The organism is Olsenella sp. Marseille-P4559 (assembly GCF_900605015.1).
GTDB lineage: Bacteria > Actinomycetota > Coriobacteriia > Coriobacteriales > Atopobiaceae > Tractidigestivibacter.
In genome coordinates, this window is sequence record NZ_LR027575.1 from 163,871 (window position 1) to 189,098 (window position 25,228).

General features: G+C 62.4%; 22 protein-coding genes. 14 read left to right on the plus strand and 8 right to left on the minus strand.

Annotated features, from left to right (window positions below; genetic code table 11):
- The first annotated feature begins 42 nt into the window (after nt 1–42).
- The 11 genes from E0E00_RS12300 (at nt 43) to E0E00_RS12345 (ending at nt 9,558) form a co-directional block, all read left to right on the plus strand.
- Entirely contained in the window at nt 43–921 is an 879-nt protein-coding gene (locus tag E0E00_RS12300) for an aldose 1-epimerase family protein (RefSeq protein ID WP_130812838.1), read from the plus strand.
- Between the two features lie 200 nt (nt 922–1,121).
- The gene (locus E0E00_RS12305; RefSeq protein ID WP_130812839.1) at nt 1,122–1,421 is read left to right on the plus strand and encodes a hypothetical protein; all 300 of its coding nucleotides are present in this window, start codon (nt 1,122–1,124) and stop codon (nt 1,419–1,421) included.
- Nucleotides 1,418–1,750: a type II toxin-antitoxin system PemK/MazF family toxin gene (locus E0E00_RS12310; RefSeq protein ID WP_130812840.1), complete on the plus strand. Its 333-nt coding sequence runs from the start codon at nt 1,418–1,420 to the stop codon at nt 1,748–1,750. Before E0E00_RS12305 ends, E0E00_RS12310 begins: the two co-directional genes overlap by 4 nt.
- 139 nt (nt 1,751–1,889) lie before the next feature.
- Nucleotides 1,890–3,689: an ABC transporter ATP-binding protein gene (locus E0E00_RS12315; protein WP_242622265.1), complete on the plus strand. Its 1,800-nt coding sequence runs from the start codon at nt 1,890–1,892 to the stop codon at nt 3,687–3,689.
- 246 nt (nt 3,690–3,935) lie between these two features.
- The gene (locus E0E00_RS12320; RefSeq protein WP_130812842.1) at nt 3,936–5,246 is read left to right on the plus strand and encodes an ATP-binding protein; all 1,311 of its coding nucleotides are present in this window, start codon (nt 3,936–3,938) and stop codon (nt 5,244–5,246) included.
- Between the two features lie 188 nt (nt 5,247–5,434).
- On the plus strand, nt 5,435–6,265 hold the full coding sequence (locus E0E00_RS12325) for a MerR family transcriptional regulator (RefSeq protein ID WP_130812843.1): 831 nt from the start codon (nt 5,435–5,437) through the stop codon (nt 6,263–6,265).
- A 167-nt stretch (nt 6,266–6,432) separates the two neighbouring features.
- On the plus strand, nt 6,433–7,338 hold the full coding sequence (locus E0E00_RS15220) for a UbiD family decarboxylase (protein ID WP_256386433.1): 906 nt from the start codon (nt 6,433–6,435) through the stop codon (nt 7,336–7,338).
- A complete protein-coding gene (locus E0E00_RS15225) occupies nt 7,257–7,913 on the plus strand; it encodes a UbiD family decarboxylase (RefSeq protein WP_256386441.1) in 657 nt (218 codons plus the stop codon). Before E0E00_RS15220 ends, E0E00_RS15225 begins: the two co-directional genes overlap by 82 nt.
- Before the next feature lie 57 nt (nt 7,914–7,970).
- A complete protein-coding gene (locus E0E00_RS12335) occupies nt 7,971–8,495 on the plus strand; it encodes a hypothetical protein (RefSeq protein WP_130812844.1) in 525 nt (174 codons plus the stop codon).
- A 110-nt stretch (nt 8,496–8,605) separates the two neighbouring features.
- On the plus strand, nt 8,606–9,166 hold the full coding sequence (locus E0E00_RS12340) for a UbiX family flavin prenyltransferase (RefSeq protein ID WP_130812845.1): 561 nt from the start codon (nt 8,606–8,608) through the stop codon (nt 9,164–9,166).
- A 2-nt stretch (nt 9,167–9,168) separates the two neighbouring features.
- A complete protein-coding gene (locus tag E0E00_RS12345; RefSeq protein WP_207302761.1) occupies nt 9,169–9,558 on the plus strand; it encodes a hypothetical protein in 390 nt (129 codons plus the stop codon).
- Between the two features lie 170 nt (nt 9,559–9,728).
- Here the strand turns inward: E0E00_RS12345 and nrdG are convergent, their stop codons facing one another.
- The 4 genes from nrdG to nrdD all read right to left on the minus strand — a co-directional run bounded on the left by nrdG (nt 9,729) and on the right by nrdD (nt 13,600).
- Nucleotides 9,729–10,277, minus strand: a complete 549-nt coding sequence (nrdG, locus tag E0E00_RS12350; protein WP_130812846.1) for an anaerobic ribonucleoside-triphosphate reductase activating protein — start codon at nt 10,275–10,277, stop codon at nt 9,729–9,731.
- Nucleotides 10,278–10,304: 27 nt separating this feature from the next.
- Entirely contained in the window at nt 10,305–10,574 is a 270-nt protein-coding gene (locus E0E00_RS12355; protein WP_130812847.1) for a type II toxin-antitoxin system RelE/ParE family toxin, read from the minus strand.
- The gene (locus E0E00_RS12360) at nt 10,567–10,857 is read right to left on the minus strand and encodes a hypothetical protein (protein WP_130812848.1); all 291 of its coding nucleotides are present in this window, start codon (nt 10,855–10,857) and stop codon (nt 10,567–10,569) included. The genes E0E00_RS12355 and E0E00_RS12360 overlap by 8 nt, the downstream gene beginning before the upstream one ends.
- 520 nt (nt 10,858–11,377) lie before the next feature.
- Nucleotides 11,378–13,600, minus strand: a complete 2,223-nt coding sequence (gene nrdD, locus E0E00_RS12365) for an anaerobic ribonucleoside-triphosphate reductase (RefSeq protein ID WP_130812849.1) — start codon at nt 13,598–13,600, stop codon at nt 11,378–11,380.
- Nucleotides 13,601–14,097: 497 nt separating this feature from the next.
- Here nrdD and E0E00_RS12370 point away from each other — a divergent pair, with 497 nt between their 5' ends.
- Nucleotides 14,098–15,258 carry a pyridoxal phosphate-dependent aminotransferase gene (locus tag E0E00_RS12370; protein WP_130812850.1) on the plus strand — a complete coding sequence of 387 codons (1,161 nt, stop codon included), beginning with the start codon at nt 14,098–14,100 and terminating at the stop codon, nt 15,256–15,258.
- A gap of 115 nt (nt 15,259–15,373) precedes the next feature.
- Complete coding sequence (locus E0E00_RS12375; RefSeq protein WP_130812851.1) at nt 15,374–15,958, plus strand: nitroreductase family protein; 585 nt, start codon at nt 15,374–15,376, stop codon at nt 15,956–15,958.
- Between the two features lie 74 nt (nt 15,959–16,032).
- On the opposite strand, the gene E0E00_RS12380 is transcribed toward E0E00_RS12375, so the two are convergent.
- From E0E00_RS12380 to E0E00_RS12390, 3 genes are read right to left on the minus strand one after another with little or no spacing between them, the layout of a single operon-like run.
- Complete coding sequence (locus tag E0E00_RS12380; protein ID WP_130812852.1) at nt 16,033–17,844, minus strand: acyl-CoA dehydratase activase; 1,812 nt, start codon at nt 17,842–17,844, stop codon at nt 16,033–16,035.
- The gene (locus E0E00_RS12385) at nt 17,837–19,123 is read right to left on the minus strand and encodes a 2-hydroxyacyl-CoA dehydratase subunit D (RefSeq protein ID WP_130812853.1); all 1,287 of its coding nucleotides are present in this window, start codon (nt 19,121–19,123) and stop codon (nt 17,837–17,839) included. Before E0E00_RS12385 ends, E0E00_RS12380 begins: the two co-directional genes overlap by 8 nt.
- A 32-nt stretch (nt 19,124–19,155) precedes the next feature.
- Nucleotides 19,156–22,125, minus strand: a complete 2,970-nt coding sequence (locus tag E0E00_RS12390) for an insulinase family protein (protein WP_130812854.1) — start codon at nt 22,123–22,125, stop codon at nt 19,156–19,158.
- A 262-nt stretch (nt 22,126–22,387) separates the two neighbouring features.
- Here E0E00_RS12390 and E0E00_RS12395 point away from each other — a divergent pair, with 262 nt between their 5' ends.
- A complete protein-coding gene (locus E0E00_RS12395; RefSeq protein ID WP_130812855.1) occupies nt 22,388–23,353 on the plus strand; it encodes a DMT family transporter in 966 nt (321 codons plus the stop codon).
- 134 nt (nt 23,354–23,487) lie between these two features.
- On the opposite strand, the gene E0E00_RS12400 is transcribed toward E0E00_RS12395, so the two are convergent.
- Nucleotides 23,488–25,194, minus strand: coding sequence for an alpha,alpha-phosphotrehalase (locus E0E00_RS12400; protein ID WP_130812856.1), 1,707 nt, complete (start codon nt 25,192–25,194; stop codon nt 23,488–23,490).
- Nucleotides 25,195–25,228 lie beyond the last annotated feature (34 nt).

Consider the following 25,228-nt stretch of genomic DNA (forward strand, 5'->3'; position numbering starts at 1 on the left):
GGGAATCTCCAGCAAATTGTTAGATCTTTTTGGAGGACACGCATGGAGTGCACTATCAATTCTGATCAGATGTCAGTCGGTCTCACCTCGCTTGGTGGCACGCTTACGTCTATCAAGGACGTCTCCGGCTTGGAGTATCTCTGGCAACCAGACCCTGATGTATGGAGTGGGCAGGCGCCCATCGTGTTTCCCATATGTGGAGGGCTGAGAAACGATAAGGCCGTGACCAGGGAGGGATATCCCATCAGACTCAAGCGCCATGGCTTTGCACGCAAGATGCAATTCGAGCTCGCTGACAGCCGGGAAGACTCGGCTAGTTTCGTGTTGAGGTCTGATGAATCGACCCTCGCGCAGTATCCGTTCAAGTTTGAGCTAGCTGCGGAATACCAGGTGCACGCCCGGGTACTTGACGTGACCTATCGGGTGACCAATGCGGACGTAAAGCCGATGCCGTTCTTTGTGGGTGGACATCCCGCGTTTCGCTGTCCACTGTGTGATGAAGATGCATATGGTGACTACACCATTGAGTTCGAGCGCAACGAGACCGACGTTTGCACGCCGGTACCATCTACGGGGCTTATCGATGTTGCCCACAGGAACATGGCGCCTCAGGAGGGCAAAGTCCTGCATCTGTCGCATCAGCTTTTCGATTATGCCGAGACGATTTACGACTGCCTTGCGAGTCGTCGTGTGACGTTCTCTCGTGGCGGCAAGGCTCCTGGCCTGCAGGTTTCCTCCCCCCAGATGCCATACCTTATCGTGTGGTCAAAGCCCAACGCAGACTTTGTGGCCATTGAGCCTTGGAGTGGCCTGTCGACCTGCTCCGATGAGGATGACATTTTCGAGCACAAGCGTGGGTGCCTGGTTTGCAATCCCGGTGAGACAATCGAGAGGGGCTTCTCGATTGAACTGTTGCAATAGAGACTGACCTGCTATATCCCGTGTAAGTGACGCGCGAGGCTGGGGCATTTGATGTGCGCCGGCCTCGGTGCTTTCTGGACAAAACTCTCTGCACTTCCTCCGGGGAGTCACGGGCCAAAAAGACCGAGCGTCTTTGTGTTCTCTCGAGTTGCAGCATGGTAAGATATCCTACAAGATATCTTACTGTTGGAGGTGGCGCAATGCAGGTTGCTGAGGAGCGCGAGGCAAAGCTCTGCGCATGGGGCGCATCCAAAGCGGTGCGCATTCCCAAGGCAGTTTGCGACTCGCTGCGGCTTGCTGTGGGGTCCAATCTAAGTATCAGTTGCGGGACGGACGAAAACGGCCCCTTCATCCTGCTGCGTCCCGTCGACGAGAACCACAGGAGCTATTGCGACGCTCCGTACGTGTCAATCGACTCTCTCTTTAGGGGGCATTCGGACGTTTCCCAGCCCACTGAGGTGGATTGGGGCGAGGCCGTTGGTGGGGAGGTTGTGGAGTGAACAACCTCGAACAGGGAGATATCGTCCAGGTGGACTTTTCTCCGGCCTTCGGGCATGAGCCCGCCAAGAGTCGCCCGGCCGTCGTGGTAAGCGGGTATGGCTTCAACAGTTGCTCGAGCATGACTGCGCTTGTGCCCATCACAACGACAAGCAATGGATACCCCCTGCACATAGACATGGGGGAGAGTCCCGTGAGGGGCTATGCATGCGTGGAGCAGCTTCGTTGCCTTGACCTCTCGGCTCGTGGGTACCAGTTCGTTGGGGTTGCCAGCCGTGATGTCATGCTCAACATACTGTCCGCTATCAGGGGAATGCTCGAGCTGAGATAGTTCCGGCCCCTCTCGTCCCCCTCCGTTTGTGGTTTAGCTGAGGCGGATGGGCTTGCCATGCATCGTTTGCCTTTCTTGGGGCAAGCTACCTCAGTTACACACATGCCGCCCCAAGTGGCAGGATTCTAGGGGGATTGCTTTGGCTGCTCGACCAACTGACAAGAACGACCGTGCGACCATACATCGCACGCTGCACTACTTCTGGGGGGTCACGCGTCAGAAGACGGGCGCCTTCGTGCTCTCCATCGTGAGTTCGGTGGGTTACATCGCGCTGCTCACCTTTGCCAACACCTACGTCATGGGCCTCATCGTCGATCGCGTGCAGGCCTCGCCCGTCCCTGCCGAGGAGGTGCTTCCAGTCTTTGGGCCATACGTCATTGCGCTTCTCGTAGTGAATGCCGTGGGCCAGGCGCTCTCCAAGCTTCAGGACTACTCGGTCTACAAGCTGGAGATCAACGGTGACTACCAGCTCTCGCGCCTGTGCTTCGATACGCTCTCAAACCAGTCGATGACCTTCCACAACAGCCGCTTTGGCGGTAGCTTGGTGAGCCAGACGTCGCGCTTCGTCTCGGGGTACTCCGGTCTTGTGGATGTCCTTACGTACTCGCTGTGGCCGACGCTTGCCTCCATCGTGCTGACGGTTGGGATCCTCGCCCCCGTGGCGCCGCTTTTCGTGGTCGTACTCATGGTGATGCTCATCCTTTACGTGGTCATAGCCTATGGCATGTACCGGCGGATCCTTCCCCTCTCGGCAGAGGCCTCCCGTGCGCAGAACGAGCTTTCCGGCGTGCTCTCTGATGCCGTGACCAACATCCTTGCCGTTAAGACCTACGGTCGCGAGGACTACGAGCGCGGGCTTTTCACCACGGCGGACCGCGAGGCCATGGCTGCCGAGAACGTCAACATGCGCGCCACCATGCGACGCGGCCTCACGACCTCGGCACTCATCACGGCCATCATGCTCGTGGTCTCAATCTTTGTGGTTGGCGGCAACGCGTGGTTTGGAATAAGCGCCGGCACGTTGGTCATGATGTTTACCTACACCTACAACCTCACGATGCGCTTCAACTACTTCAACTCCATGATGCAGCGCATCAACCGCGCCTTTGGCGATGCTGCCGAGATGACGCGCGTGCTGGACGAGCCTACGCTCGTGGCAGACGATGCGGACGCAAAGCCACTCGTGGTTACCGAGGGATGCATCGACTTCGAGAACCTGCGTTTTCGCTACCCCGATGCGCCCCGGGACGACTACGTCTTCGAGGACCTCAACCTCCGCATTCCCGCAGGCCAGCGTGTTGGCCTGGTGGGACGCTCCGGCTCGGGCAAGACCACGCTCACCAAGCTCTTGCTGCGTCTGGACGACGTCCAGGAGGGTCGCGTTCTTGTGGACGAGCAGGACGTGAGCCATTGCACCCAGCAGAGCCTGCGCAGGCAGGTGGCCTACGTCCCGCAGGAGGCGCTGCTCTTCCACCGATCCATACGCGAGAACATCGCCTACGGCAAGCCCGATGCCACAGACGAAGAGATTCGTCGTGCGGCAGAGGAGGCAAACGCGCTCGAGTTCATCGAGCGGCTGCCGGACGGGTTTGACACCATGGTGGGCGAGAGGGGCGTCAAGCTCTCTGGCGGCCAGCGGCAGCGCGTGGCCATTGCCCGCGCCATCCTGGTCAACGCGCCGATCCTGGTGCTCGACGAGGCAACCTCCGCCCTGGACTCCGAGTCCGAGGCGCTTGTGCAGGGTGCGCTCGAGAACCTCATGCGCGGGCGCACGTCGATTGTGGTTGCGCACCGCCTCTCTACGGTGGCATCGCTTGACCGCATCGTGGTGCTTGCGCATGGCGAGGTCGTCGAGGACGGCACCCATCACGAGCTGGTCGAGCGTGGCGGGGAGTACGCAAGCCTCTGGAACCGCCAGACCGGCGGCTTCCTGGAGTAGAGAAGGGCGACACAGCGCGACTTGCGCCCCGGCCCCGTATGAACGCCCCGGCCTCGCATTCCTTGGTGCGAGGCCGGAGCGCTTTACTCTAGGCCGACGCCAGCAGCTTTGCTCCTCTTGTTCTGCCAGGCGATAACTGATGAAAAATGTTATCAATTACATTATTATCTGTACAAAAATGTAATTTAGAACACTTTTCGCAACTTAATGCTATCCTCTTAGGTAATAACGTAGGAGGAGGCCGTAATGCGCCGTACTGCGATGGGTGCTCTCGTCGAATGGAAGTTCCGTAGTTCTCGCAAGCCGCTGCTCGTCTATGGGGCTCGCCAGGTTGGCAAGAGCTATCTCATCAGAGAGTTTGCGAACACGGCTTTCGAAGACTATGTCTTCCTCGACCTTGAGAGGCAGGCTGCAGCGCGTGCGGCATTCGATGGAGATCTTGGCCCCGATCGGGTGATCTCCAACCTCGAGCAAGTTACGGGGCGTCGCATTGTCCCAGGGCGTACCCTCATAGTTCTCGACGAGATTCAGGCGGCGCCACGTGCGCTTGCCTCGCTTAAGTACTTCTGCGAGGAGCTTCCGAACTCGTATCTGATTGCTGCCGGGAGCCTGTTGGGCGTTGCCGTAAACCGTACGGGGTTTTCGGCGCCCGTGGGAAAGGTCGAGACCCTAACGCTTCTGCCAATGACCTTTGACGAATGGCTTGACGCTACGGGACACGGGAAAATGATAGGGGGAATCACAGAAGCCTATGCGAAAAAGGCTGCATATCCCCTCCATGAACAGGCGTTGGATCTTTACAGGACGTATATTCTGACCGGCGGGATGCCCGAAGCCGTCGCATCGTATGCCGAGCACGGAGACTTTGCGACCGTCTCGCGCGTGCAGCATGAGATCCTCGATCTCTATGTTGCAGACATGGCAAAGTACGCAGAGCCGGTTGAAACGGCGCGTATCCGCGAGGCATGGTCGAGCGTTCCAGCGCAACTGGCAAAGGAGAACCACAAGTTCCAGTACAAGGTTGTTCGATCTGGAGGAAGGGCAAGCCAGTATGCCGTGGCTCTTGATTGGCTTGAGACGGCAGGTCTTGTGAACCGCTGCATTCGCATCTCCTCGGGTCAGGTTCCGCTCAAGATGCAGGAAGATCGATCGGCATTCAAAGTCTACCTTGCGGATACGGGGCTCCTCTCTGCGATGATGGAAGTGCCACCAGCCGTGCTGTTCGACGAGGCTGCCCGCAAGCGTCTCGATGCGGGCGCGCTTACCGAGAACTATGTCGCGCAGAATCTGGTCGCAGACGGTTTTGTTCCGCGCTACTGGACGAGTGGAAGAACAGCCGAGGTTGATTTTGTCATCGAGGACGGTGGGGCGAGGGCCGTGCCCGTTGAAGTCAAGTCATCCGGTAATGTCCGTTCGCGTAGCCTCTCGGTCTATCGCGAGAAGTACGAACCAGTGCGTGCGCTGCGCTTGTCAACTCGAAACTTTGGGATGAGCGATGACATCGAGAGCATTCCGCTCTACGCGGCATTTTGCTTGAAGAAGGGCGCTGTTTGCTAGCACCTCGATGCCAACGCTTCAAATCCCACCCATCGTGGCGCTCATGGTACCCTAGGGCTGGTGGGCATGCCTGGTTGGGGCATACGACAAGGGAGAGCCTTGGGGTCAAAACCCGCTACCAACAGTACACTTTGGTCACGGCTGCAGGTGGGCGTGCCCCAGGCGAGGGAAGCGGGTGGTACAGGCACATGGGCAAGGGCCTCATCAAGATCAGCGAGATGGCAGGGCTTCATGGCGTCTCTCGCCAGACGCTCATCCTCTACGACAAGAACGGGCTGCTCCCTCCTGCGTATGTGAGCGAGACCGGCTGCCGTTACTACAGCGCTGATCAGATACCACGCCTGCGTCTCATCTGCCTGCTCAAGGAGATGGGCGTCACCCTGGCCAAGATCAAGGAGTTTCTCGAGAGGCCCACACAAGCGGATATGGTGGGCCTTGTCTCGGACCGCATTGGGGAGGTCGACCAGAGAATCGCGCAGCTCCAGCTTCAGCGAGAGGAACTCGTGCAGTTCTCGGAGATCTTCGAGCACATAGAGACCAGACGTTTGAATGTAGACATGCCGCACGTCGAGTGGATTCCCGCCCGTCGTGCTGTCTTCTCGCCCTATCCGTCGTGCGAGATGGACGTGAAGCACCTCCACCTGGCGCTCATGGACGCATGGAACAGGATCATTGGGGCGGGCCTCATCCCATCGCGTGGCTTCGGCTCGCTCCTCTGGGCGGACAAGGTGAGGGGAGACGAGCCCCTCGAGGGGGCCGGCAGCATCGTCATCCTTCCGAGGACAGACATGGCCGAGGACCTGGAGACCATATACCTGCCTGAGGGCGACTACGCCGTGATCTACAAGGTCGCCATGCCGTACGACCCCGAACCCATCAAGCGGCTCCTCGATTGGATTGACGATCAGGGGCTCTCTCCCGCTGGCGAGGTCGTCGACAGGTGCCTTCTCGACGCCGCCTTCTACAACGATGCCTTTGGAGAGGACTTCTGCCGCCTGGAGGTCCGTCTGGCTTGCTAGGTCCACAGGTGCAAGGAGCTGCCGTTCGCGGCCGCCTTTTGACCGTCCGCGAGAAATAGTGCCGCCGTGCACGGCTCCCTCATTTGACCCGATATCAGGTGCACTTTTGTACGTTTGCCCCGATGTCGTGGTCGGAGATGGGCTCCGACCAGAACCTGGAGGGCAACATGGCAGAGATCCACGATCTTCGCAGAGCGCTCGAGTACCTCAAGACCCAGCCGGGCCAGCTCCTCGAGACCGATACCGAGGTCGACCCCGAGGCCGAGGTGTCTGGTGTCTATCGTTACGTTGGGGCTGGCGGAACGGTTGCCCGTCCCACCAAGGAGGGCCCCGCGATGCTGTTCAACAACGTCAAGGGCTTCGATGACGCCAAGGTCGTCATTGGTATGCTTGCCAGTCGCCGCCGCGTCGCCAACCTCATCGGGATGGACTGCGAGCGCCTCGGCATCGAGATGGGCAAGAAGCTCAACGAGACCATCCCACCCGCGATGATCGGGGATGGCGCCCACATCGACTGTCAGGAGGTTGTCTACCGCGCGACCGACCCCGGCTTTGACCTGCGTAAGATCGTCCCCGCTCCCACGAACACCCCCGAGGATGCCGGCCCTTACATCACCATGGGACTTGCGATGGGCACCAATCCGGAGAATGGCACCTCCGACGTTACCATCCACCGCTTCTGCATCGAGGACGAGACGACCCTGGGCATGTGGATTACGCCTGGCTCCCGCCACCTGGGCGCCTTCCTCGACAAGTACAGGGAGCTCGGACGTGACATGCCCATCTCCATCTCCATCGGCCTGGACCCCGCAGTCTACATGTGCGCGGGCTTCGAGGCACCCACAACCCCGCTTGGCTACAACGAGCTCCAGATTGCGGGTGCCCTGCGCGGCAGACCTGTCGAGCTTGCGAAGTGCCTTACGGTCTCCCACAGAACTGCATCGCCAACGCCGAATACGTCCTCGAGGGCTACCTCTCCGTCACCGACACCATCCAGGAGGACATCAATTCTCACTCGGGCAAGGCCATGCCCGAGTTTCCCGGTTACACCGGAGACGCTAAGCCCGCGCTGAACGTCATCCACGTCACAGCCGTCACCACGCGTGAGCATCCCATCATGCAATCCTGCATCAGGCCTTCGCACGAGCACGTCTCGATGGCCGGCATCCCCACCGAGGCATCCATCTACAAGATGGTGGAGACCGCCATTCCCGGCCGCCTGCTCAACGTCCACGCCGCCCCCTGCGGCGGCGGCAAGTTCGTGGCCATCCTGCAGTTCAAGAAGTCCAGCAGGAATGACGAGGGACGCCAGCGCAATGCCGCCATGCTTGCCTTCTCGGCCTTCTCCGAGCTCAAGCACGTTTTCCTCGTTGACCCTGATGTCGACATCTTCGACATGTCCGACGTGATGTGGGCCATGACCACGCGCTTCCAGGCGGATGCCGACGTTATCGCCATCCCCGGCTGCCATTGCCACGTGCTTGACCCCTCGAACGACCCGGCGATGGATCCCTCCATCCGCGTCCACGGCATCGCGTGCAAGGCAATCTTTGACTGCACCGTCCCGTTCGACCAGCAGCAGGACTTCGTGCGCTCCCAATTCCTCGAGATCGACAAAGACAAGTGGGCCAGGGAGCTTGGCCTCTAGTCACCCGGGCACTCGACGCCCGTCCGGCGTGGCCGGTCGGCATGGAAGGAAGTCATCGTGGCAATAACGCTGAACAAGAAGACAGTGAGTCTGCTCGCAGGCATCATTGTCCTGGCCCTTGTGTGGGTGGCGCCGCTCAACGCCCTTGGCGAGATTGGCCGGCAGGGTCAGCAGTGCCTTGCCCTTACGCTCATGACCGTCGTCTGGTGGGCGTGTGGCGTTGCGCAGCCGGCGTACGTCTCGGCAATATACCTGGTGCTGCTCATCGCCCTCATCAGCATGATCATCCACATGTTCATGGGTTCGGTCATGGCAGTCCTGGGCATCTGCATCCCGGCTTTCCTCGCCTTCACGAGTGGCTCGGGCGTGACCGACCTTGCGGTTGCGATGATGGTCTTCTCGGCCATCAACATCCACTACATCCTGCCCTTCCACAACCTTGCGATCCTTGTTGGCGAGGGTCCCGACGCAGCTGGCTACACCTCAAAGGACGCCATGAGGATGGGCATCCCCCTCACGGTGGTCGTCTTCGTCGCCGTACTTGTGGAGGCGGCCTGGTTCCACCTGCTCGGCATCATGTAGGCTCTCGCTCGGGCCGGCCGCGCGCGTGCGACCGGCCCCTGGCATGGCCTCTCGCACCCCAAGGCGAGAGGCCATGCCAGGGGCAGGCACCTGACTTTGGGGGCAGGGACATGAGGAGAATCATCATAGGGATCAGCGGCGCGACAGGCGTGCAGATGGGCTATCGCGTACTGCAGGCATTGGCCGACACGCCCGACATCGAAACGCACCTTGTGGTGAGCGATGGGGCGCGCGTCATCTTCGACCGCGAGACCAACCTTGAGATGGAGGAGGTCCTCTCGCTCGCCGATGTCGTACACGACAACCGCGACCTTGCGGCAATCATATCGAGCGGCTCGTTCAGGACGGACGGCATGATCGTGGTCCCGTGCTCGATGAAGAGCCTCTCTGCGATGGTGAACTCCTACGACGACGACCTCCTCGTGCGTGCGGCGGACGTGTGTGTGAAGGAGGGACGCAAGGTCGTGCTGGTCCCCAGGGAGATGCCGCTCAACCGCAGCCACTGCCGCAACCTGCTGCAGGCGGCAGAGGACGGTTACGTGATCTTGCCTCCCGTGCTTACGTTCTACAATGGCTGCGAGACGACTGCCGAGCAGGTCGACCATGTGGTTGGCAAGATACTCATGCAGTTTGGAATCGAGTACGAGAGGTTCCGTCCCTGGGAGGGGTAGCCGTGAGGGATCTGATGGTGAAGGTCGGGGATGGCGACCTTGCGGTGACGCTTCGGGTTGCTGACACGGAGGGCCAGGGCCTGAGTGCCTTCCTGTACGGCGGGACGCTCCCACACGTTGGCGGCTCTGCCCTGGCGAGCCCCGGGGCATGCGTCCGTGGGGTCGCACTCTCGAGCTGCGATCTGTGGGTGCAGACGGTGCCGGGACACAAGGACAGCGAGGTCGCGAAGAGCTGTGCCCGCAAGCTGTGCCTTGCGAGCGGCCAGCCAGTCTGCGTGTGCGCAGGGGTCCATGTGGAAAACGCGACGGTAGAGCAGGTGCGCGCGCTTACCAGCAACTGCGAGGCGGCCACGGACAAGATGGTGGCGCTCCTGATGGCGGGCGAGAGGTGATGGACGTCGTCGGTGGCATCACCGAATGCGAGTTCGACCACGTGCTCGAGGCCAACTACATCGGCGACGTTGTGCCAGACCCCGCTGAGGCATCCGAGGTTGCCTGGGTGGCGTTGCCCGTGGTGGCTCGGGACCGTGCCATGTCTGCCGCGAGTCGCCGCCGCATGCGACTACTCCCACCCGTGTGCGGCAAACCGAGGGTCATCCTGCCAGATGGTGACGCTGCCCGTTGCGAGGGTCACCGGGACATTGATGAGGCGCTGGTTGGACGAGCCGCGGAAGCGCAGTGTGATGTCGTGGAGCTCCTGCACGAAGGGGCCGTCTACCAGGACGTCCAGGCAGGCGAGGATGCGGTCCATGTCCTTCGATGCGTGGTCGCCCCCATCGGTGAGCTGCTCCCACATGCGCCCAGAGTACATCCAGATGTTCTTCTCGGGATACGTTGCCCGTACGCGCTCGAGGAAGGGTGCCAAGACCGCGGCGTTTTCTGGCTCCGTGGGCTCGCCGCCCAAGACGGATAGGCCGTCAACGTATGGCGCGGCAAGCGAAGCGAGAATCTCTTCCTCGGTCTGCTGCGTGAATGGCTTTCCTGCCGAGAAGCTCCATGCCTCCTCGTTGAAGCAGAACTTGCAGTGCAGGCGGCAGCCAGAGACGAAGAGCGAGGTTCTCACTCCGACTCCGTTGGCGATGTCGCAGTACTTGATGGTTGCGTAGTTCATAGGGGACCTCTTTGGAAGAAAGGCGTGCTAGTGGGCGGAGCGCTGTGGGACGAGGCCATAGACCGCAACCACGTCAAGCTCTGAATCATACTCGTAGATGAGGTAATACAAATCGATGGGGCACTTGCGGATGCTTGGGCCAAACTCCTCCACAAGTGAAGAGGGGATGTTCGGCAATCCACTTTCTGGAAAAGACTCGATCATCGAAAGGAGGCGAACAAGATGTTTCTTGACACGGGGGGACCAGATGGTCCGGGTGTCATCCATGAACTGCGCGGTGAGAAGGAGCTTAGCCACGGGACTCTCCGTTTTCACCCATCATGGAGAGAAAAGCATCGACGCCTTCGATGCAGTGTCCCTCTCGAACGTCGTCTCGTCCGTTGATAATGCATGCGCGCATGCGCTCGGTGAGTGCCGCCTCCTCAGCTGCCTTGCCGAGCTGCTCCTCGAAGAGCTCCTCGCTCATGAAGACGAAGGCAGCGTTGCCGTTCTCCGTAATGTGGACCACGTCCTTCTTGGCGATGTCCTTGATTTCGCGCTGACGCGTCTTGAGGGCTGCGGAAGAGAAGATGGCAGTCATGAGAACTCCTTAGTTAGACCAGGTTCGATACCGAATATAGCACCAGATTAGGTATCTAACTTGGCCAGTTCAGGCAGCGGCATGCTAGGACCGAGGCATGGCTTGGAATGCCGCGTTTTCTCGCCGGTTAAGGCCTGCTAACTGGCGGGAGAACGCGACTTGCGGACTGGCTGCTTGGCCTCGAGGGAGCGAGCGCACCCGGTGGCAAAAAACCGGCCTGGTGCGTACGCATGACCGAGACCTGCGGCCAATTTGGACCTCCAGGGGCCTCACGCTGGCAAAAATCCAGGGTCATGCGTACGCACCATCCGCGCCCGTTGCCAGGCCCTTCTCGCCCAACTGGGCAAACGCGAGAAGCCTGTCAGATTTCCTTGGTGGTGCGTACGCACAACTCCAAGTTGGTGCCAACGCGGGAGAATACGCAAGAAAGGACCTTCCCCTCGTGAACGGCGAGTCGCGGAGCGAACGAGCGCAGTGCGCGAGCGCCGGGCATGTCCACGAGGGGGCGGTCCCATCAAACTTACAGGTGCAGCACGCGATCCTTGATCTCTTCGGTACGTCCCTGGTTCCAGAACTGCGTGCCAATGTAGCCGCAGGTGCGCCTGGCCACATTGAGCTTGGACTGGTCGCGGTTGCCGCAGTGCGGGCACTCCCACACAAGCTTGCCGTCGTCCTCTATGATCTTGACCTCACCGTCGTAGCCGCACACCTGGCAGTAGTCGGACTTGGTGTTGAGCTCGGCGTACATGATGTTGTCGTAGATGAACTGCATGACACGGATAACGGCCTCGAGGTTGTCCTGCATGTTGGGAACCTCGACGTAGGAGATGGCACCGCCGGGGGAGAGGCGCTGGAACTCGCTCTCGAACTTGAGCTTGGTGAACGCGTCAATCTTCTCGCGGACGTTCACGTGGTAGGAGTTCGTGATGTAACCGTGGTCGGTGATGCCCTTGACCACGCCAAAGCGCTTCTGCAGGCACTTGGCGAACTTGTACGTGGTGGACTCAAGCGGCGTGCCGTAGAGCGAGTAGTCGATGTTCTCGGCAGCCTTCCACTCGGCGCACTTGTCGTTCATGTGCTGCATGACAGAGAGGGCGAAGGACTTGGCCTCCTCGTCGGTATGGCTCTTTCCGGTCATGTACTTCACGCACTCGTAGAGGCCGGCATAGCCAAGCGAGATGGTGGAGTAGCCGCCGTAGAGGAGCTTGTCGATTTTCTCGCCCTTGTCGAGACGGGCCAGTGCGCCGTACTGCCAAAGGATGGGTGCGGCATCGGAGAAGGTGCCGCGGAGGCGGTCGTGGCGGCAGCGCAGGGCGCGGTGACAGAGCTCGAGGCGCTCGTCGAAGACCTCCCAGAACTTGTCCATGTCACCGTCAGAGGAGAGGGCCACGTCGGGCAGGTTGATGGTGACGACGCCCTGGTTAAAGCGGCCGTAGTACTTGGGCTTGCCCGACTCGTAGTTCTTGGCCTTGGCGACGTTGTCGTAACCGTTGCCCGAGCGGTCGGGCGTCAGGAAGGAACGGCAGCCCATGCAGGTGTACACGTCTCCGTGGCCCTCGGTCTCGCCCCTGGAGAGCTTGTACTCACGCATCTTCTTCTCTGAGATGTAGTCGGGCACCATGCGCTTGGCGGTGCACTTGGCTGCCATCTTGGTGAGGTAGAAGTATGGGTCGCCCTCGTGGATGTTGTCCTCCTCAAGCACGTAGATGAGCTTGGGGAACGCAGGTGTGATCCAGACGCCCTTCTCGTTCTTGACGCCTTGGTAGCGCTGCTTGAGCATCTCCTCGATGATGAGGGCGAGGTCGTGCTTCTCCTGTGGGTTGTGCGCCTCGTTGAGGTACATGAACACGGTGATGAACGGCGCCTGGCCGTTGGTGGTCATGAGGGTGACAACCTGGTACTGGATGGTCTGGACGCCACGTGCGACCTCCTCGTGCAGGCGCTTCTCGACCATCGTGTCAATCTGGTCGGGAGAGGCCTTGTAGCCGATGGTCTCCATCTCGGCATAGACCGAGCGACGAATCTTCTTGCGGGAGACGTCGACAAAGGGGGCCAGGTGCGTAAGCGAGATGGACTGGCCGCCGTACTGGCAGGAGGCCACCTGCGCGATGATCTGGGTGGCGATGTTGCAGGCCGTAGAGAAGCTGTGCGGGCGCTCGATGAGCGTGCCGGAGATAACGGTGCCGTTCTGCAACATGTCATCGAGGTTGATGAGGTCGCAGTTGTGCATGTGCTGCGCATAGTAGTCCGCGTCGTGGAAGTGGATGACGCCCTCCTCGTGCGCCTTGACAATCTCGGCGGGGAGAAGGCTACGCATGGTGAGGTCCTTGGAGACCTCGCCGGCCATGTAGTCACGCTGGACCGACACAACGGTGGGGTTCTTGTTGGAGTTCTCCTGCTTGACCTCTTCGTTGTTGCACTCGATGAGGGCAAGGATCTTGTCATCCGTCGTGTTCTTCTGGCGCTTCTGGTTCTGCACGTAGCGATAAATGATGTACTTGCGAGCCACGGAGAAGTGATCGAGGGCCATGAGCTGGTCCTCGACGAGGTCTTGGACCTCCTCGACGGTGACGGTGTGGCCGGCCTCCATGCACTCGTCGGTGACGTTGAGGGAGGCGAAGCGTATCTCGCGCTCGGTGAGGCGCTCGTCCTCGGGCACCTCCATGTTGGCCTTACGGATGGCGTTCTCGATCTTGGCGACGTCGAACGTGACCTCCGAGCCGTTGCGCTTGATGATTTTCATGTGCTCACCCTCCCTGTTGCACAATGCCAGGCAGACGGCAAAGAGGTGCAGCTGCCGGCCGTGCGTTTGGCGTGTTTCCCTAGGGCCGCAACCGATGCTGTGTTGTGGCGCTGTCTACTATGACACAACATCTTGTATGTGACATGCGAGATAAATACCGGATATTGCATTCCGTATGTACTCATTGCGTAGGAACATTGCCATGTCATCGCAGGTGAGCAATGCGAGCAGATTCAAACATTTTCGATAACGCTGCCGTTTATCGATTCGGTTTTCGGTGAACGGCAAAGGGTCTTTGTGCGTCATGCGAAGGTGAGCCCCAATCGCTTGGGACTGGCTCTCGGGAAGCGCGCGTCATGCCGCTGTCCGCCTTGGATTGCCTGTGGCTTCGCACAATGTAACAATCGGACGCGTCCTTGCCGACAGACGTGGCGCCGTGGCCAGCAGTGGTCTACAGTCCTTGCGTACATTACGTCTGCATCCGGGAAGGGGTGCGCATGCAGTTCTCAAGCAGGCTCGACCTGTTTGGCGACGAGGTCTTTGCCTCTCTCAACGCCAGGCGACGCGAGCTCGAGGCAGGGGGCCGTGAGGTGTTTGACCTCTCGGTTGGCACGCCAGACTTCGAGCCGCCGCATCACATCATCGAGGCGCTGGGAAGGAGCGCCGCGGATCCGGCCAACTGGAAGTACGCGCTGCACGACAAGGACGAGCTGCTCCGGGCCGTATGTGACTACTACCGCACGCGCTTTGGCGTGGAGACGATCACGCCTTCCATGGTCATGAGCTGCCACGGAACCCAGGAGGGAATGGGTCACGTATGCGCGGCGCTTGCAGACCCGGGAGATGCGGCCCTCATCCCAGACCCGTGCTACCCGGTCTTTGCGGCCGGCACCCTCCTGGCTGGGGCAAGGCCCTGGTACTATCCGCTCACGGCCGAACATGGCTTCCTCCCCTGGGTGGCGGGTGTTCCTGACGACGTGGCGGATGCAGCCCGATATATGGTGGTCTCGCTTCCTGCGAACCCCGTTGGCTCCGTGGGGACGCCCGAGGTCTACGAGCAGGTCATTGCCTTTGCCAAGGCACACGACATTGTGGTCATCCACGACAACGCCTACTCCGACATCATCTTCGACGGCCCTGCCGGTGGGAGCTTCCTTGGCTATCCGGGCGCGCTCGATGTGGGTGTGGAGTTCCTCTCGCTTTCCAAGTCCTTCAACGTGACCGGCGCACGTCTCTCGTTTCTTGTGGGACGCGAGGACATCGTGGCCGCGACGCGCAAGCTGCGCAGCCAGGTTGACTTTGGCATGTTTTTGCCCGAGCAGGACGCGGCCATCGCCGCGCTCACGGGACCACGTGACTCCGTGGAGCGCCAGCGCCTGCGCTACCAGGAGCGCAGGGATGCGCTCTGTGACGGCCTTGAGGCTGTTGGCTGGGAGCGCCCCAACGCCCATGGGTCGATGTTCGTGTGGGCGCGCATTCCGCATGGCCGCATGGACTCGCAGGCGTTTGCCCTTGAGCTCATGGAGAAGGCCGGTGTCATCGTGACACCGGGTGCGAGCTTTGGCCCCTCAGGCGAGGGATACGTGCGCTTTGCCTTGGTCATGCCCCCGGAGCGCCTGCGTGAGGCATGCCGAAGGATTGGGGAGTCTGGGGTCTAGCGGGGGTCTAGCGGGTTTGCGTCCGCAGCGCGGACGCGGCGTTGGATACGGTTGCATTGCCGAGGACCGGCCTCGGCAGCAGAGCGTCGGGCATGCCCGGCGAGGGGGTGGGGACATGAACTCGAAGAACTTCCAGGACCTGGTGCGGTCGTCGCGCACGCATCGGCGGTTCGCCGAGGATGAGCTGCTGTGCCACGGGGACCTTGTCGCGCTGGTGAACGCTGCGCGCTTTGCGCCCTCGGGAAACAACATGCAGGTCCTGCGCTTCCACATTGTGTCTGAGCCTGCGGAGCGCTCGGCGGTCTTCCCTCGTCTGCACTGGGCGGCGCTGCTGCGTGACTGGAACGGCCCCGCTGTGGGGGAGAGGCCTGCAGGCTACATTGCCATATGCGCGCCCAAGGCCGTTGCCGCCAACCCCATTTGCCTGATTGACACCGGCATTGCGGCGCAGACCATCGCGCTGGCGGCAGCGTCGCGAGACCTTGGTTGCTGCATCATCAAGAGCTTTGACCCCGACGTGAACGACGTCATGGGGGTCTCGGCAGAAGGCTACGTCACCGAGCTGGTGCTGGCCCTGGGCGTGCGCGGGGAGCGCGTGGTACTCGAGACGAGCGAGGGCGAGCACGGGCTTGCGTACTGGCGCGATGCCGAGGGCACCCATCACGTGCCCAAGCTCCCGTTGGAGGACCTCCTCATTTAGGGAGGGCGCCAATCCGGCACCGTAGGGGCCCTTCGTACGAGGCCGCAGCGATTGTCGGTGCTTCGGCGGCAGCGTTACGCCGCGCCGTTGCACCTCCCGAGCGACTCCAGGCCGATGAGCGCGGCGCCAATGGCCCCGCACAGTTGCGAGTCCTCGTGCGTGGCCACGGGTGCCCCAAGCACCTCGGAAAGCGCCCGCACGACGCCCTCGTTCTGGGCAACGCCGCCGGTCATGAGGAAGGGCGGCTCTGCCCCCACGCGGCTGGCGAGGGTCGCAGTCTTCTTTGCCACCGAGACGTCGAGCCCATGGATCACGTCGGGGGTGGGGGTGTTTGCCGCAACAAGCGAGACGACCTCGCTCTCGGCGAACACGGTGCACATGCTCGTGATGCGCACGTCGTGGTGCCACTCGAGCCCGCGGCGGCAGAACTCGTCGAGGCCCATTTCGAGCACGCGTGCCATGGCCTCCATGAAACGGCCCGTACCTGCGGCGCACTTGTCATTCATCACAAAGCCCGCGACGCCTCCGCTGGGGTTGAGGTGGATGACCTTGGAGTCCTGGCCGCCGATGTCGATGACGGAGCGTACGTCCGGGGCCAGGTAGTGGGCACCGCGCGCGTGACAGGTGATCTCGGTGACCGAGGAGTCCATGCCGTCGATGCTGTCGCGGCCGTAACCGGTCGACACGCGCAGCGCCACATCATCGCCCGAGATTCCCGCGTGCGAGAGGGCCTCGCCCATCGCGCGTGCGGCGGCATCTGCCGCCCGGGCACCGGTGGGGACGATGGCCGTGGCGACGATCTTCCGTGATGCGTCCATGAGGACGACGTCGGTCGACGTGGAGCCGGAGTCAACCCCCATTACGTAGGTCGCGCCATCGGCATCGGCACCCTTCCCGGCAGTCGGCTTGGTCGCTTGGCCTTCCGGCTTGGGTCGCATGCCACCACGTGCACGCAGGGTCTCGCCAAAGGCCTCGAGCCTGGTGCGCAGCTGGCCCTCGCTCTGCGAGGTGCCGTCCGTCTCAAGCTTGACCATGGGAATCCCATCTTCTCTCGCGAGGGCCTCGTATTCGAAGCCGTAGTAGTCACAGAACTTCATGGTGTGGTAGACCACGCTCTGCTGACCCCTCCCACCCACGAGCTCCTTTCGCTCGGCGATATCGTCCATGCGCATGCAGGGAATCTGGCCGAGAAGGACCGGCGCATACCAGTCGAGGAAGGCGTCGAGAGGGTCGCCTGCAGCTTTGGTTCCCTCTCCCTCGCAGCAGGTGCCGCATGCGGGGCCCGTGACCATCCGTGCGAGCTGCGGCGGGGGAGAGGCCTTGAGGTGTCGGTTGGTGCAGGTGGCGTTCTCCACCGGCATCCCCACGTCCTTCTCGACCTCGGCCACGAGGGAGGCGGAGGCGTGCGCGCCCAGGAGGGTCACACGGTTGTCTGCGCGGCCCACGCCCGTGCCGCACGCTGCGCAGGCGGCACCGACGTCGAACGTGGCACCCGAGTAGCTGGCATAGGCGTCCGCCAGGGCCCTGAGCCTCCTGCGGAAGAGCGCAACCTCAGCCGGGCCCCTCCGGTGCGGAAGGTCAAGCAGGAAGAGGAAGTCCATGCGACCCGAGGCCCGCAGCACGTCGTAGACGCGACGCACCACATCGCAACAGGTCACAAGCACTGCCTCGCGAGCGTCGGCCGCCATCATGCGCTCGATGAGCCCCTTGCCAAAGCCGCAGAGGTTGGGGTGGGCCAAGGCATCGGCATAGGCAAAGGACGCAACGTCCGCCTCGGCAATATGCGGCGTGGCGCCAAAGCCTGCCAGGAGCTCTGTGGGCGTGTACTTGCAGGCATAGAGGACGTTGTGCCCGACGGGTGCCTCGCCTGTGTGATCGCTACTCATGGCCAGCCTTTCGTCCTCTCTTGTCGACCATCTCGAGAAAGGCCGAGAACCTCGTGGTCATCTGTCCCTCCATGCAGTTGGCTCGGTCACAGGCGTCGCCATCGAGCACCAGCACGGGCCAGCCGGCGCCCTCGAGCTGCCGGCGTATGAGTTGCGCGGCGCCGGCGGTCTGCTTGCAGCCCCAGTGGCAGAAGAGCACCACGGCATCCGCGTCCGTCTCGCGCGCGAGACGCTCGATGCAATCTGCCCGGCGCGTGGCGGGCCCGTTGAAGCAGTTGCGTACTAGGCGCTCGGCCATGAACTCGTAGGGGTTCGTTGCGTCGAACCACGCATCGCCTTCCGGCAGGTACTCGAACATCATGTCCGACGCTGCGATTTGGGCGGTCTTGCTCGTGTTGACGAGCCTCCCCAGCGACTCCAAGAAGTAGGGCGAGACGTGCGCCCACACCAGGTTTACGCCCTCGTACGGGGGCGCGGCCAGGAAGTCCTGCTGCATCTCGTGTGCCAACTCCTCGCACTTGGGAAGCCCCAGCGAGAGGTGAAGGTCGAGCATCTCCATCATGTCGATGGTCATGGTGTTTGCGAGGTAGCGGCCGCGACGCGTGGGGAGCGAGGCAGCGAGTGCGTGCATGGTGCGCTCCGAGCACGCGCAGATCTCGCGCAGGCGGCTCTCGTCGAGCTTGCATGAGGATGCCTCCTCGGCGACCTTGGCCATCTCGCGAAGCTCGTCCGCCACGTAGAGTGCCGAGTCACGCGAGACGTCATAGGGAACGTCCAAGTAGACGTGCGGAATCCCCCAGAAGCGGCCCAAGGTCTTGAAGGTGAGGTTGTTGGCGTCGCAGGCTACCGAGCAGCTCGCGAGCATGCGCGGCCTTCCCAGTACCCCTGAGGTTGCCATCCCCATGAGGATGCGGTGGTAGGAGCAGTACGTCTCGGGAATGCCACGCCCCTCTGCTGCCGAGATGAACCCGCCCTCTGCCTGTGCTCCGCTTGCAAAGGAGGCAACGGCCTCCGCCGTCACGGGACGAACGCCCAGCGCATGGAATATCTCGTTGGGAGTGAAGATGCTCGTGACCACGGCATTGCCGAAGTCCGCGAGCGCTCCTACGACGGAGTCCATGAAGAGCTGGTAGCCATGGTTGCCCGAGGGAAGAAGGTCGCTGTAGGGGGCCAGGTGGACCTTGGCGCGCATGGCCTGAAAGCCGAGCATGAGCCAGCTGTGCACAAAGTCCGGACGCGTCAAGAGGTTCTTCTCGACAACGCCTCCGTACCAGTTCACGAGACGATCTCCTGCAGACTGGCCCGCCACGGCTACGCCTCCCCACCGCCCACGAGCTCGCGCACGTCGAGCTCGAGCCCCGATGCCTCAAGCGCCTCGCGGGAACCAAAGACGCAGACTCCCGAGGCGGAGGAGCTGGGGTCGAGCGCCGGCGCAAGAGCGCGTACGTCCTCGGTGGTGGTGTCGAGCTCCTGCTGGCGGATGATGTTTCGCCAGTCGGCCGGCCTCTCTTTGAAGCGCTGCATGTCCTGCCTGCGGGCAAGTGCACGGGGCTTCTCGGGCGCGTCTTGGGCGGCTACGGCCGACACCACATAGCCAGTGAGCTCATCTGTGGTGGGAGCCCAGTTGGCAAGCCATGCGGATGCGCCGTCGTAGCGCTCGAGCGTGCCTGCCACGTTGGGGTCGCGGAATGACCAGAACTGGCGGATGCCCTCGGTCGTGTGCTTGAAGCCAACGCCGTATGCTCCGCCCTTCACGCGCACCTCGTTCCAGAGGTAGTCGAAGGAGAGGGCGCGAGAGGCTACCTGCCAGGTGCCCAGGGTGCCCGTGTCCTCGTTGGTTGGGGCAGCGCCGCGCGCGACAAACGAGACGTTGGAGGGGATCACAAAGCCCTCGCACGCTGGCTTGGGCAGCGGCGCCTCGAGCCTGTGGGCGCAGACGCCCTCGCCCTGCTTCCCAAGGCCCAGCGTGCCACCAAGCTCCCAGAAGCGCTTGCGGTCCTCGGTGGGGCCGGTGAAGCTCACCGTGACCTCGTCAGCGGTGAAGATGCGGTCTGCCAGGTTGGGGAGGATCTCTTGTAGCGCGGGCAGCCTGCGGTCCCAGTCGGCAAGCAGTCGCTTCAGGAACAGATAGTAGTCGATGCCGCCCATCTGGCTTCCGACGATTGCGGCGGACGAGAAGTAGCTCGAGGTGCGTGCCATAGAGGCTGCATGCCCAGAGTTAACGAAATGCTCCTCCATCTCGACCTTGCGCTGCGTAAGGATGTCGCGCATGCGGTTGCCGTCGAGGAAGAGGGTCTTGCCCCACACCTCCTGCGGGATGCGGGCCAGGGCGTCGACCTTCTCGGAAAGGGCGCTTGCGTTCACCACGAGCATGGGACGGGCAAAGGAGGGATCGTCGTCGCGGCCGTAGGCCTCCAGGCCAAAGCCGAGGTTTCCGAGGCTGCTCTCGACAAGGGTGTCAAGGTCGGATGCGCTGTGGAGCTTCGTGCCGAGCTTGCCGAGCACGTCGGTGAGCACGCCGACGTACGGCAGCTCGGCAAAGCCAATGCGCCGCAGGTCGAAGTAGTGATAGACGTAGTCGATGTGGCGGGTGTCAAGCTCGTGGGCAATGCAGGGGAGCGGCGCCTCGACATCGTTGGCCTTGGGCTCGGGGCGGGCGGCCTCGATGTCTGTCAGGGTGAGTTTGGGCAGCGTGGCCAGGGCCTCCGGGGAATCCGGGGCTTCCTGCTCGGCACGGAGCGCCTCCACCTCTCGGCGTACGGCGCCGACGTCCTCGTCGCTCATCTGCTTGCGCATACGGACGAGCTCCTCTGCCTCCTCGGCGGCATCGCCCCCCTCTGTGGGGACAAGCTCCACGAGCGCGGAGTGGGGGTTCTCGCACACCGCCTCCTTGAGCAGGCGTTCGAAGAGACCGTTCCCAAGGCCCTCCTTGAGGTCTTCGAGGGCATCCTCGTACCGCAGATAGTCGAAGGGGTGGCTGTCGTTATAGAGCCAGCTCGAAAGCGCCTGCATCGAAAGCGCTACGCCGTCGGTTGCCCAGGAGCCAAAGTCGCGCTCGCGCAGGTTGAACTCCGCCTGGGCAAGCGAGGCCTCGAGCTTGTCGCGAGGGATGCCATTCTCGGCAAACTCGCGGCAGGAGTCCTTGATGAGGGTGCGGAACCTCTCGGACACGCCGGGCTTTGCACCCTTGAGCTGGAAGACCACCTCGGGCTGGGCCACGCCGTCGACGAGCGATGCCTGGAAGTCGTTGGCAAGGCCCGCATCGAGAACACGACGCTTGAGCGGCGCCTCGTTCGAGCCGCAGAGGGCATCGAGCAGCACGTCTGCCGCAAGCACGCGCTCGCGTTGGTCAGACGTGGCAAACACGTAGCCCACAGCCACGGAGGCGTTGTCTGGCGTTGTCGCCATCTCGACGCGCGAGGGCGCCGCAGCGACGGGTGCCTGGAACGGCAGGGGATTGGGCGCGCCGGCGTTGCGGTTCTCGGCCCCGCGGAAGCGCTCGTCGATGAAGGCCAGCTCGCGGTCGATGTCCATGTCTCCATAGAGGATGGTGTAGCTGTTGGGAAGCGCGTAGTGGCGGGCGTGGGCGTCGAGGAAGCCCTCGTAGGTGAGGGTGGGGATGGCGCGCGGCGCACCGCCGGACTCAAAGCGGTAGGGACTCTCGGGGAAGAGGGCCCGCGAGAGCGCGAGGCCCAGGACCTCATCGGGGTCGGAGAGGGCGCCCTTCATCTCGTTGAAGACCACGCCGTTGTAGGAGAGCGAGCCGTCTTCTGCGGCCTCGAGGTGCCAGCCCTCCTGCTCGAAGATGCGGGGACGATGGTAGATGGCAGGGTGGAGAACGGCGTCGAGATAGACGCCCATGAGGTTCTCGAGGTCTGTCGTGTTGGTGGAGGCCACCGGATACATGGTTTTGTCAGGGAAGGTGAGGGCGTTCAAGAACGTCTGCATGGACGTCTTGAGCAGGTTGACGAAGGGCTCCTTCACGGGATAGGCGTCCGAGCCGCAGAGCACGGAGTGCTCGATGATGTGGAAGACGCCGGTATCATCTGCGGGCGGGGTCTTGAAGGCAATCGAGAAGGACTTGTTTGTGTCGGCGCACGAAATCCACATGGCGCGTGCGCCCGATGCCTGGTGACGCAGTACGTAGATCGTACCGGAGACCTCGGGAACGGGTGTCGCGGAGACCACCTCGAAGCCGGCATGCACGCTGCCGGGGTCAAGCGACGAGTCGGGTGCGAGGAAGTCGCGCTTGGATGCTGTGGTGGTGTCTTCGGATGCCATGGTTCCTCCTAGCGGGGTGCAGGGGCGCCCGTGGGTTGGGGGCGCGCCTGCGACCAGTGCGGTTTGGGCCGCCGTTGCTGTTTTTCGTGAAGAAGCTTATCACGCAGGTATGGTGCCCGTTTTCTCGGAGGTGCAGACTGGGGACGCGGGGGCGGGACAAACCGCTGTAGAATCACATGTCGCCGCGCATGGCGCGGCATGGGGGCGGTTGGCCCGCTGTGGGTTGACCCACCGTGGCTGAGGGGGGACGAGGGAACGCTTGATGGCAGAGGCGCTTGGGGATGGTTCGCATGACGAGGGAGGCGTGCATCCCGAGATGGCGGGTGCCGCACCACTCGGCGACGGGCAGCGACGCAAGCGTGTCCTGTGCGGTGTGGCATGCACGCTTGTGGGCGGGGCGTTTTGGGGCATCAATGGCACGGCATCAAAGCTGCTCATGGACTCGTACGCGGTGGACCCCCTGTGGCTTGCGTGCTTTCGCGAACTTGCGGCCTGCTGGCTCTTCCTCGCGGCGGCGCGAATCACCAACAAGGGCCAGGTCACCCGCACCTTGCATGATCCCCGCTCGCTTCTGGGGGTCTTTGGCGTGAGCCTAGGGGCAATCCTCTTCTCTCAAGTGGCCTATCTTGAGGCTATTGACTGGACCAACTCCGCTACGGCTACGGTCATGCAGAGCTTAGGCATGCTCGCCGTACTCGTCTACGTATGCGTGAAGATGCATCGCGGGCCAAAGCGGCGAGAGGTGCTTGGCGTGGCGCTTGCCCTGGTGGGAACCTATCTCCTGGCAACGGGAGGCAATCCTGGGCAGCTCAGCCTGCCGGTGGGAGGCCTTGTGTGGGGGCTTCTCTGCGCGGCGGCCTCGGCGTGCCTCTCCATTCTGCCTGCGCGCCAGCTTGCGAGATGGGGCAACTTCGTGGTGAACGGCTTGGCGTTCCTCTTCTCTGGCGTCATCTTGTCTGTCGTCTACCGACCGTGGGAGCACATGCCACAGCTGGATGGTGCTGCCGTGGCTCTGCTCGCGTTCATGGTGGTCGTGGGCACGTTTGGCGCGTATGCGCTCTACCTGCAGGGCGTGAAGGACGCGGGGTCAATGCGCGCGAGCCTGCTGGGCACCGTCGAGCCGCTGACGGCGACGGTGACCTCGGTACTGTGGCTGGGTACGAGCTTCTCGGTAGCCGACCTTGTGGGCTTTGCACTGGTGCTTGCGATGGTGTACCTCACGGCATAGCTGCAACGGGTGCGTGGGAGCGACCGGCATGCGGCACTGCCCCTGCTTTCTCTAGAGTGGCAAATCGACGAGCGAATCACTCAGGAATCGCAACATTGGAGAAGCCGCGCCCGCCGCCGCACCTGCGCCTGCAGCTACCAGGCGAAGGCCACGGCGCACCAGGGGCCGAGTACGAGCATGCCATCCTCCTCGCGGTAGTCGTCGCAGTTCTCGACTAGCAACGAGCCCTCGGCGAGCTCGCCGGAGGGAAGCGCCGCCGCGGCCTTGCCGGAGAAGTTGCAGGCAACGACAAGCCGCCTTGGCCCGTGCGGGGCGTCCTCGAGCGTACGCTCGTAGGCGATTACCTGGTTTGACATGGCATCCAGGAAGTGGACGTCCCCGCTCTGGACCACCGGCATCTCCTTGCGGAGCCGAATGAGCCCTCGGTAGTAGCTCCAGACGGAGTCCGGGTCTGCAACCTCGTCCTCGGCGTTGATGGACGTGTGGTTGGCCGGAATCCCAATCCACGGCGTGCCCGTGGTGAAGCCCGCCTTCTCTGTTGCGTTCCACTGCACGGGCGTGCGCGAGTTGTCGCGTGAGCGCTCGTGCACAATGTGGAAGGCCCCTTCGGGCGTCTTGCCATCGTCCTGCAGGATTTGGTAATAGTTGAGCGACTCCACGTCGCGGTACTGGCTGATGTCTGAGAAGTCAGGGTTCGTCATCCCCAGCTCCTCGCCCTGGTAGATGTAGGGCGTGCCGCGCAACAGGTGCGTGCAGGTGGGGAGAAGCTCGCTCGAGCGGCGCCAGCTCTCCTTGGTGGAACAGTCGCCAAAGCGCGAGTTGGGACGGGGCTGGTCGTGGTTGGACCAGAAGAGGGCGTTCCAACCGCTACGTGCCGCCATCTGCTCTTGCCAGCTGGCAAAGAACTCGCGCAGGGCAGCGACGTCCGGCCTTCCGAGGGTCCACTTCTCCCCATCGACGTAGTCCACCTTGAGGTGGTGGAACGAGAAGGTCATCGAGAGTTCGTGGCACTCGGGGTTGGAGTAGCGCACGCAGTTGTCAATCGTGGTGGAGCTCATCTCCCCCACCGTGACCATGCCATCGATGCCGCTTTCGCGGACGAGCTCCTGGAGGTACTGGTGCACGTGCGGGCCGTCGGTGTAGAAGCGTCGGCCGTCGCCCTCGTGATCGTCCTCCCACTCGTTCGGCGTCCCATCAGGCTTGGAGACCTCGTTGACCACGTCAAAGCGGAATCCCGAGACGCCCTTGTCCTTCCAGAAGCGCACCACGTTCACGAGCTCGGAGCGCACTTCGGGGTTGTCCCAGTTGAGGTCGGCCTGACTCACATCGAAGAGGTGCAGGTACCACTTGTTGAGCGAGGGCACATACTCCCAGCAGCTACCGCCGAACTTGCTGTTCCAGTTGGTGGGTGGCTCGCCGGGGTCCTCGGCGGTCGCATCGGGAGCAGCGTCGGCGAACTTGTAGTACGCGAGGTACTTGGGGTCGCCCGCGAGCGCCCTCTGGAACCATTCGTGCTGGGTCGACGTGTGGTTGAAGACCATGTCGAGCATGAGACCGATGCCATGCGCCCTGGCCTTGCGTACCAGCTCGTCGAAGTCGTCCATGGTGCCGAACATGGGATCCACATTGCAATAGTCGGCCACGTCATAGCCGTTGTCGTTTTGGGGGCTCACGAAGAAGGGCGTGATCCAGAGGTAGTCCACGCCAAGCCGTTGCAGATAGCCCAGGCGCTGCGTGATGCCACGCAGGTCGCCGATGCCGTCTCCGTCGGAGTCCTGGAAGCTGCGAACGTAGATCTGGTACACGACCTTGTCGCCAAGGGAGGTTGTGCGATCAGCCATGGTGGTCGGCCTTTCTGGGTGGGACACGGACGGC

Coding starts and splice junctions, on each gene's coding strand:
- E0E00_RS12300 (WP_130812838.1), top strand. CDS start 43: ATGGAGTGCACTATCAATTCTGATCAGATGTCAGTCGGTCTCACCTCG.
- E0E00_RS12305 (WP_130812839.1), top strand. CDS start 1,122: ATGCAGGTTGCTGAGGAGCGCGAGGCAAAGCTCTGCGCATGGGGCGCA.
- E0E00_RS12320 (WP_130812842.1), top strand. CDS start 3,936: ATGCGCCGTACTGCGATGGGTGCTCTCGTCGAATGGAAGTTCCGTAGT.
- E0E00_RS12325 (WP_130812843.1), top strand. CDS start 5,435: ATGGGCAAGGGCCTCATCAAGATCAGCGAGATGGCAGGGCTTCATGGC.
- E0E00_RS15220 (WP_256386433.1), top strand. CDS start 6,433: ATGGCAGAGATCCACGATCTTCGCAGAGCGCTCGAGTACCTCAAGACC.
- E0E00_RS12340 (WP_130812845.1), top strand. CDS start 8,606: ATGAGGAGAATCATCATAGGGATCAGCGGCGCGACAGGCGTGCAGATG.
- nrdG (WP_130812846.1), bottom strand. CDS start 10,277: ATGAACTACGCAACCATCAAGTACTGCGACATCGCCAACGGAGTCGGA.
- E0E00_RS12360 (WP_130812848.1), bottom strand. CDS start 10,857: ATGACTGCCATCTTCTCTTCCGCAGCCCTCAAGACGCGTCAGCGCGAA.
- nrdD (WP_130812849.1), bottom strand. CDS start 13,600: ATGAAAATCATCAAGCGCAACGGCTCGGAGGTCACGTTCGACGTCGCC.
- E0E00_RS12370 (WP_130812850.1), top strand. CDS start 14,098: ATGCAGTTCTCAAGCAGGCTCGACCTGTTTGGCGACGAGGTCTTTGCC.
- E0E00_RS12375 (WP_130812851.1), top strand. CDS start 15,374: ATGAACTCGAAGAACTTCCAGGACCTGGTGCGGTCGTCGCGCACGCAT.
- E0E00_RS12380 (WP_130812852.1), bottom strand. CDS start 17,844: ATGAGTAGCGATCACACAGGCGAGGCACCCGTCGGGCACAACGTCCTC.
- E0E00_RS12390 (WP_130812854.1), bottom strand. CDS start 22,125: ATGGCATCCGAAGACACCACCACAGCATCCAAGCGCGACTTCCTCGCA.
- E0E00_RS12395 (WP_130812855.1), top strand. CDS start 22,388: ATGGCAGAGGCGCTTGGGGATGGTTCGCATGACGAGGGAGGCGTGCAT.
- E0E00_RS12400 (WP_130812856.1), bottom strand. CDS start 25,194: ATGGCTGATCGCACAACCTCCCTTGGCGACAAGGTCGTGTACCAGATC.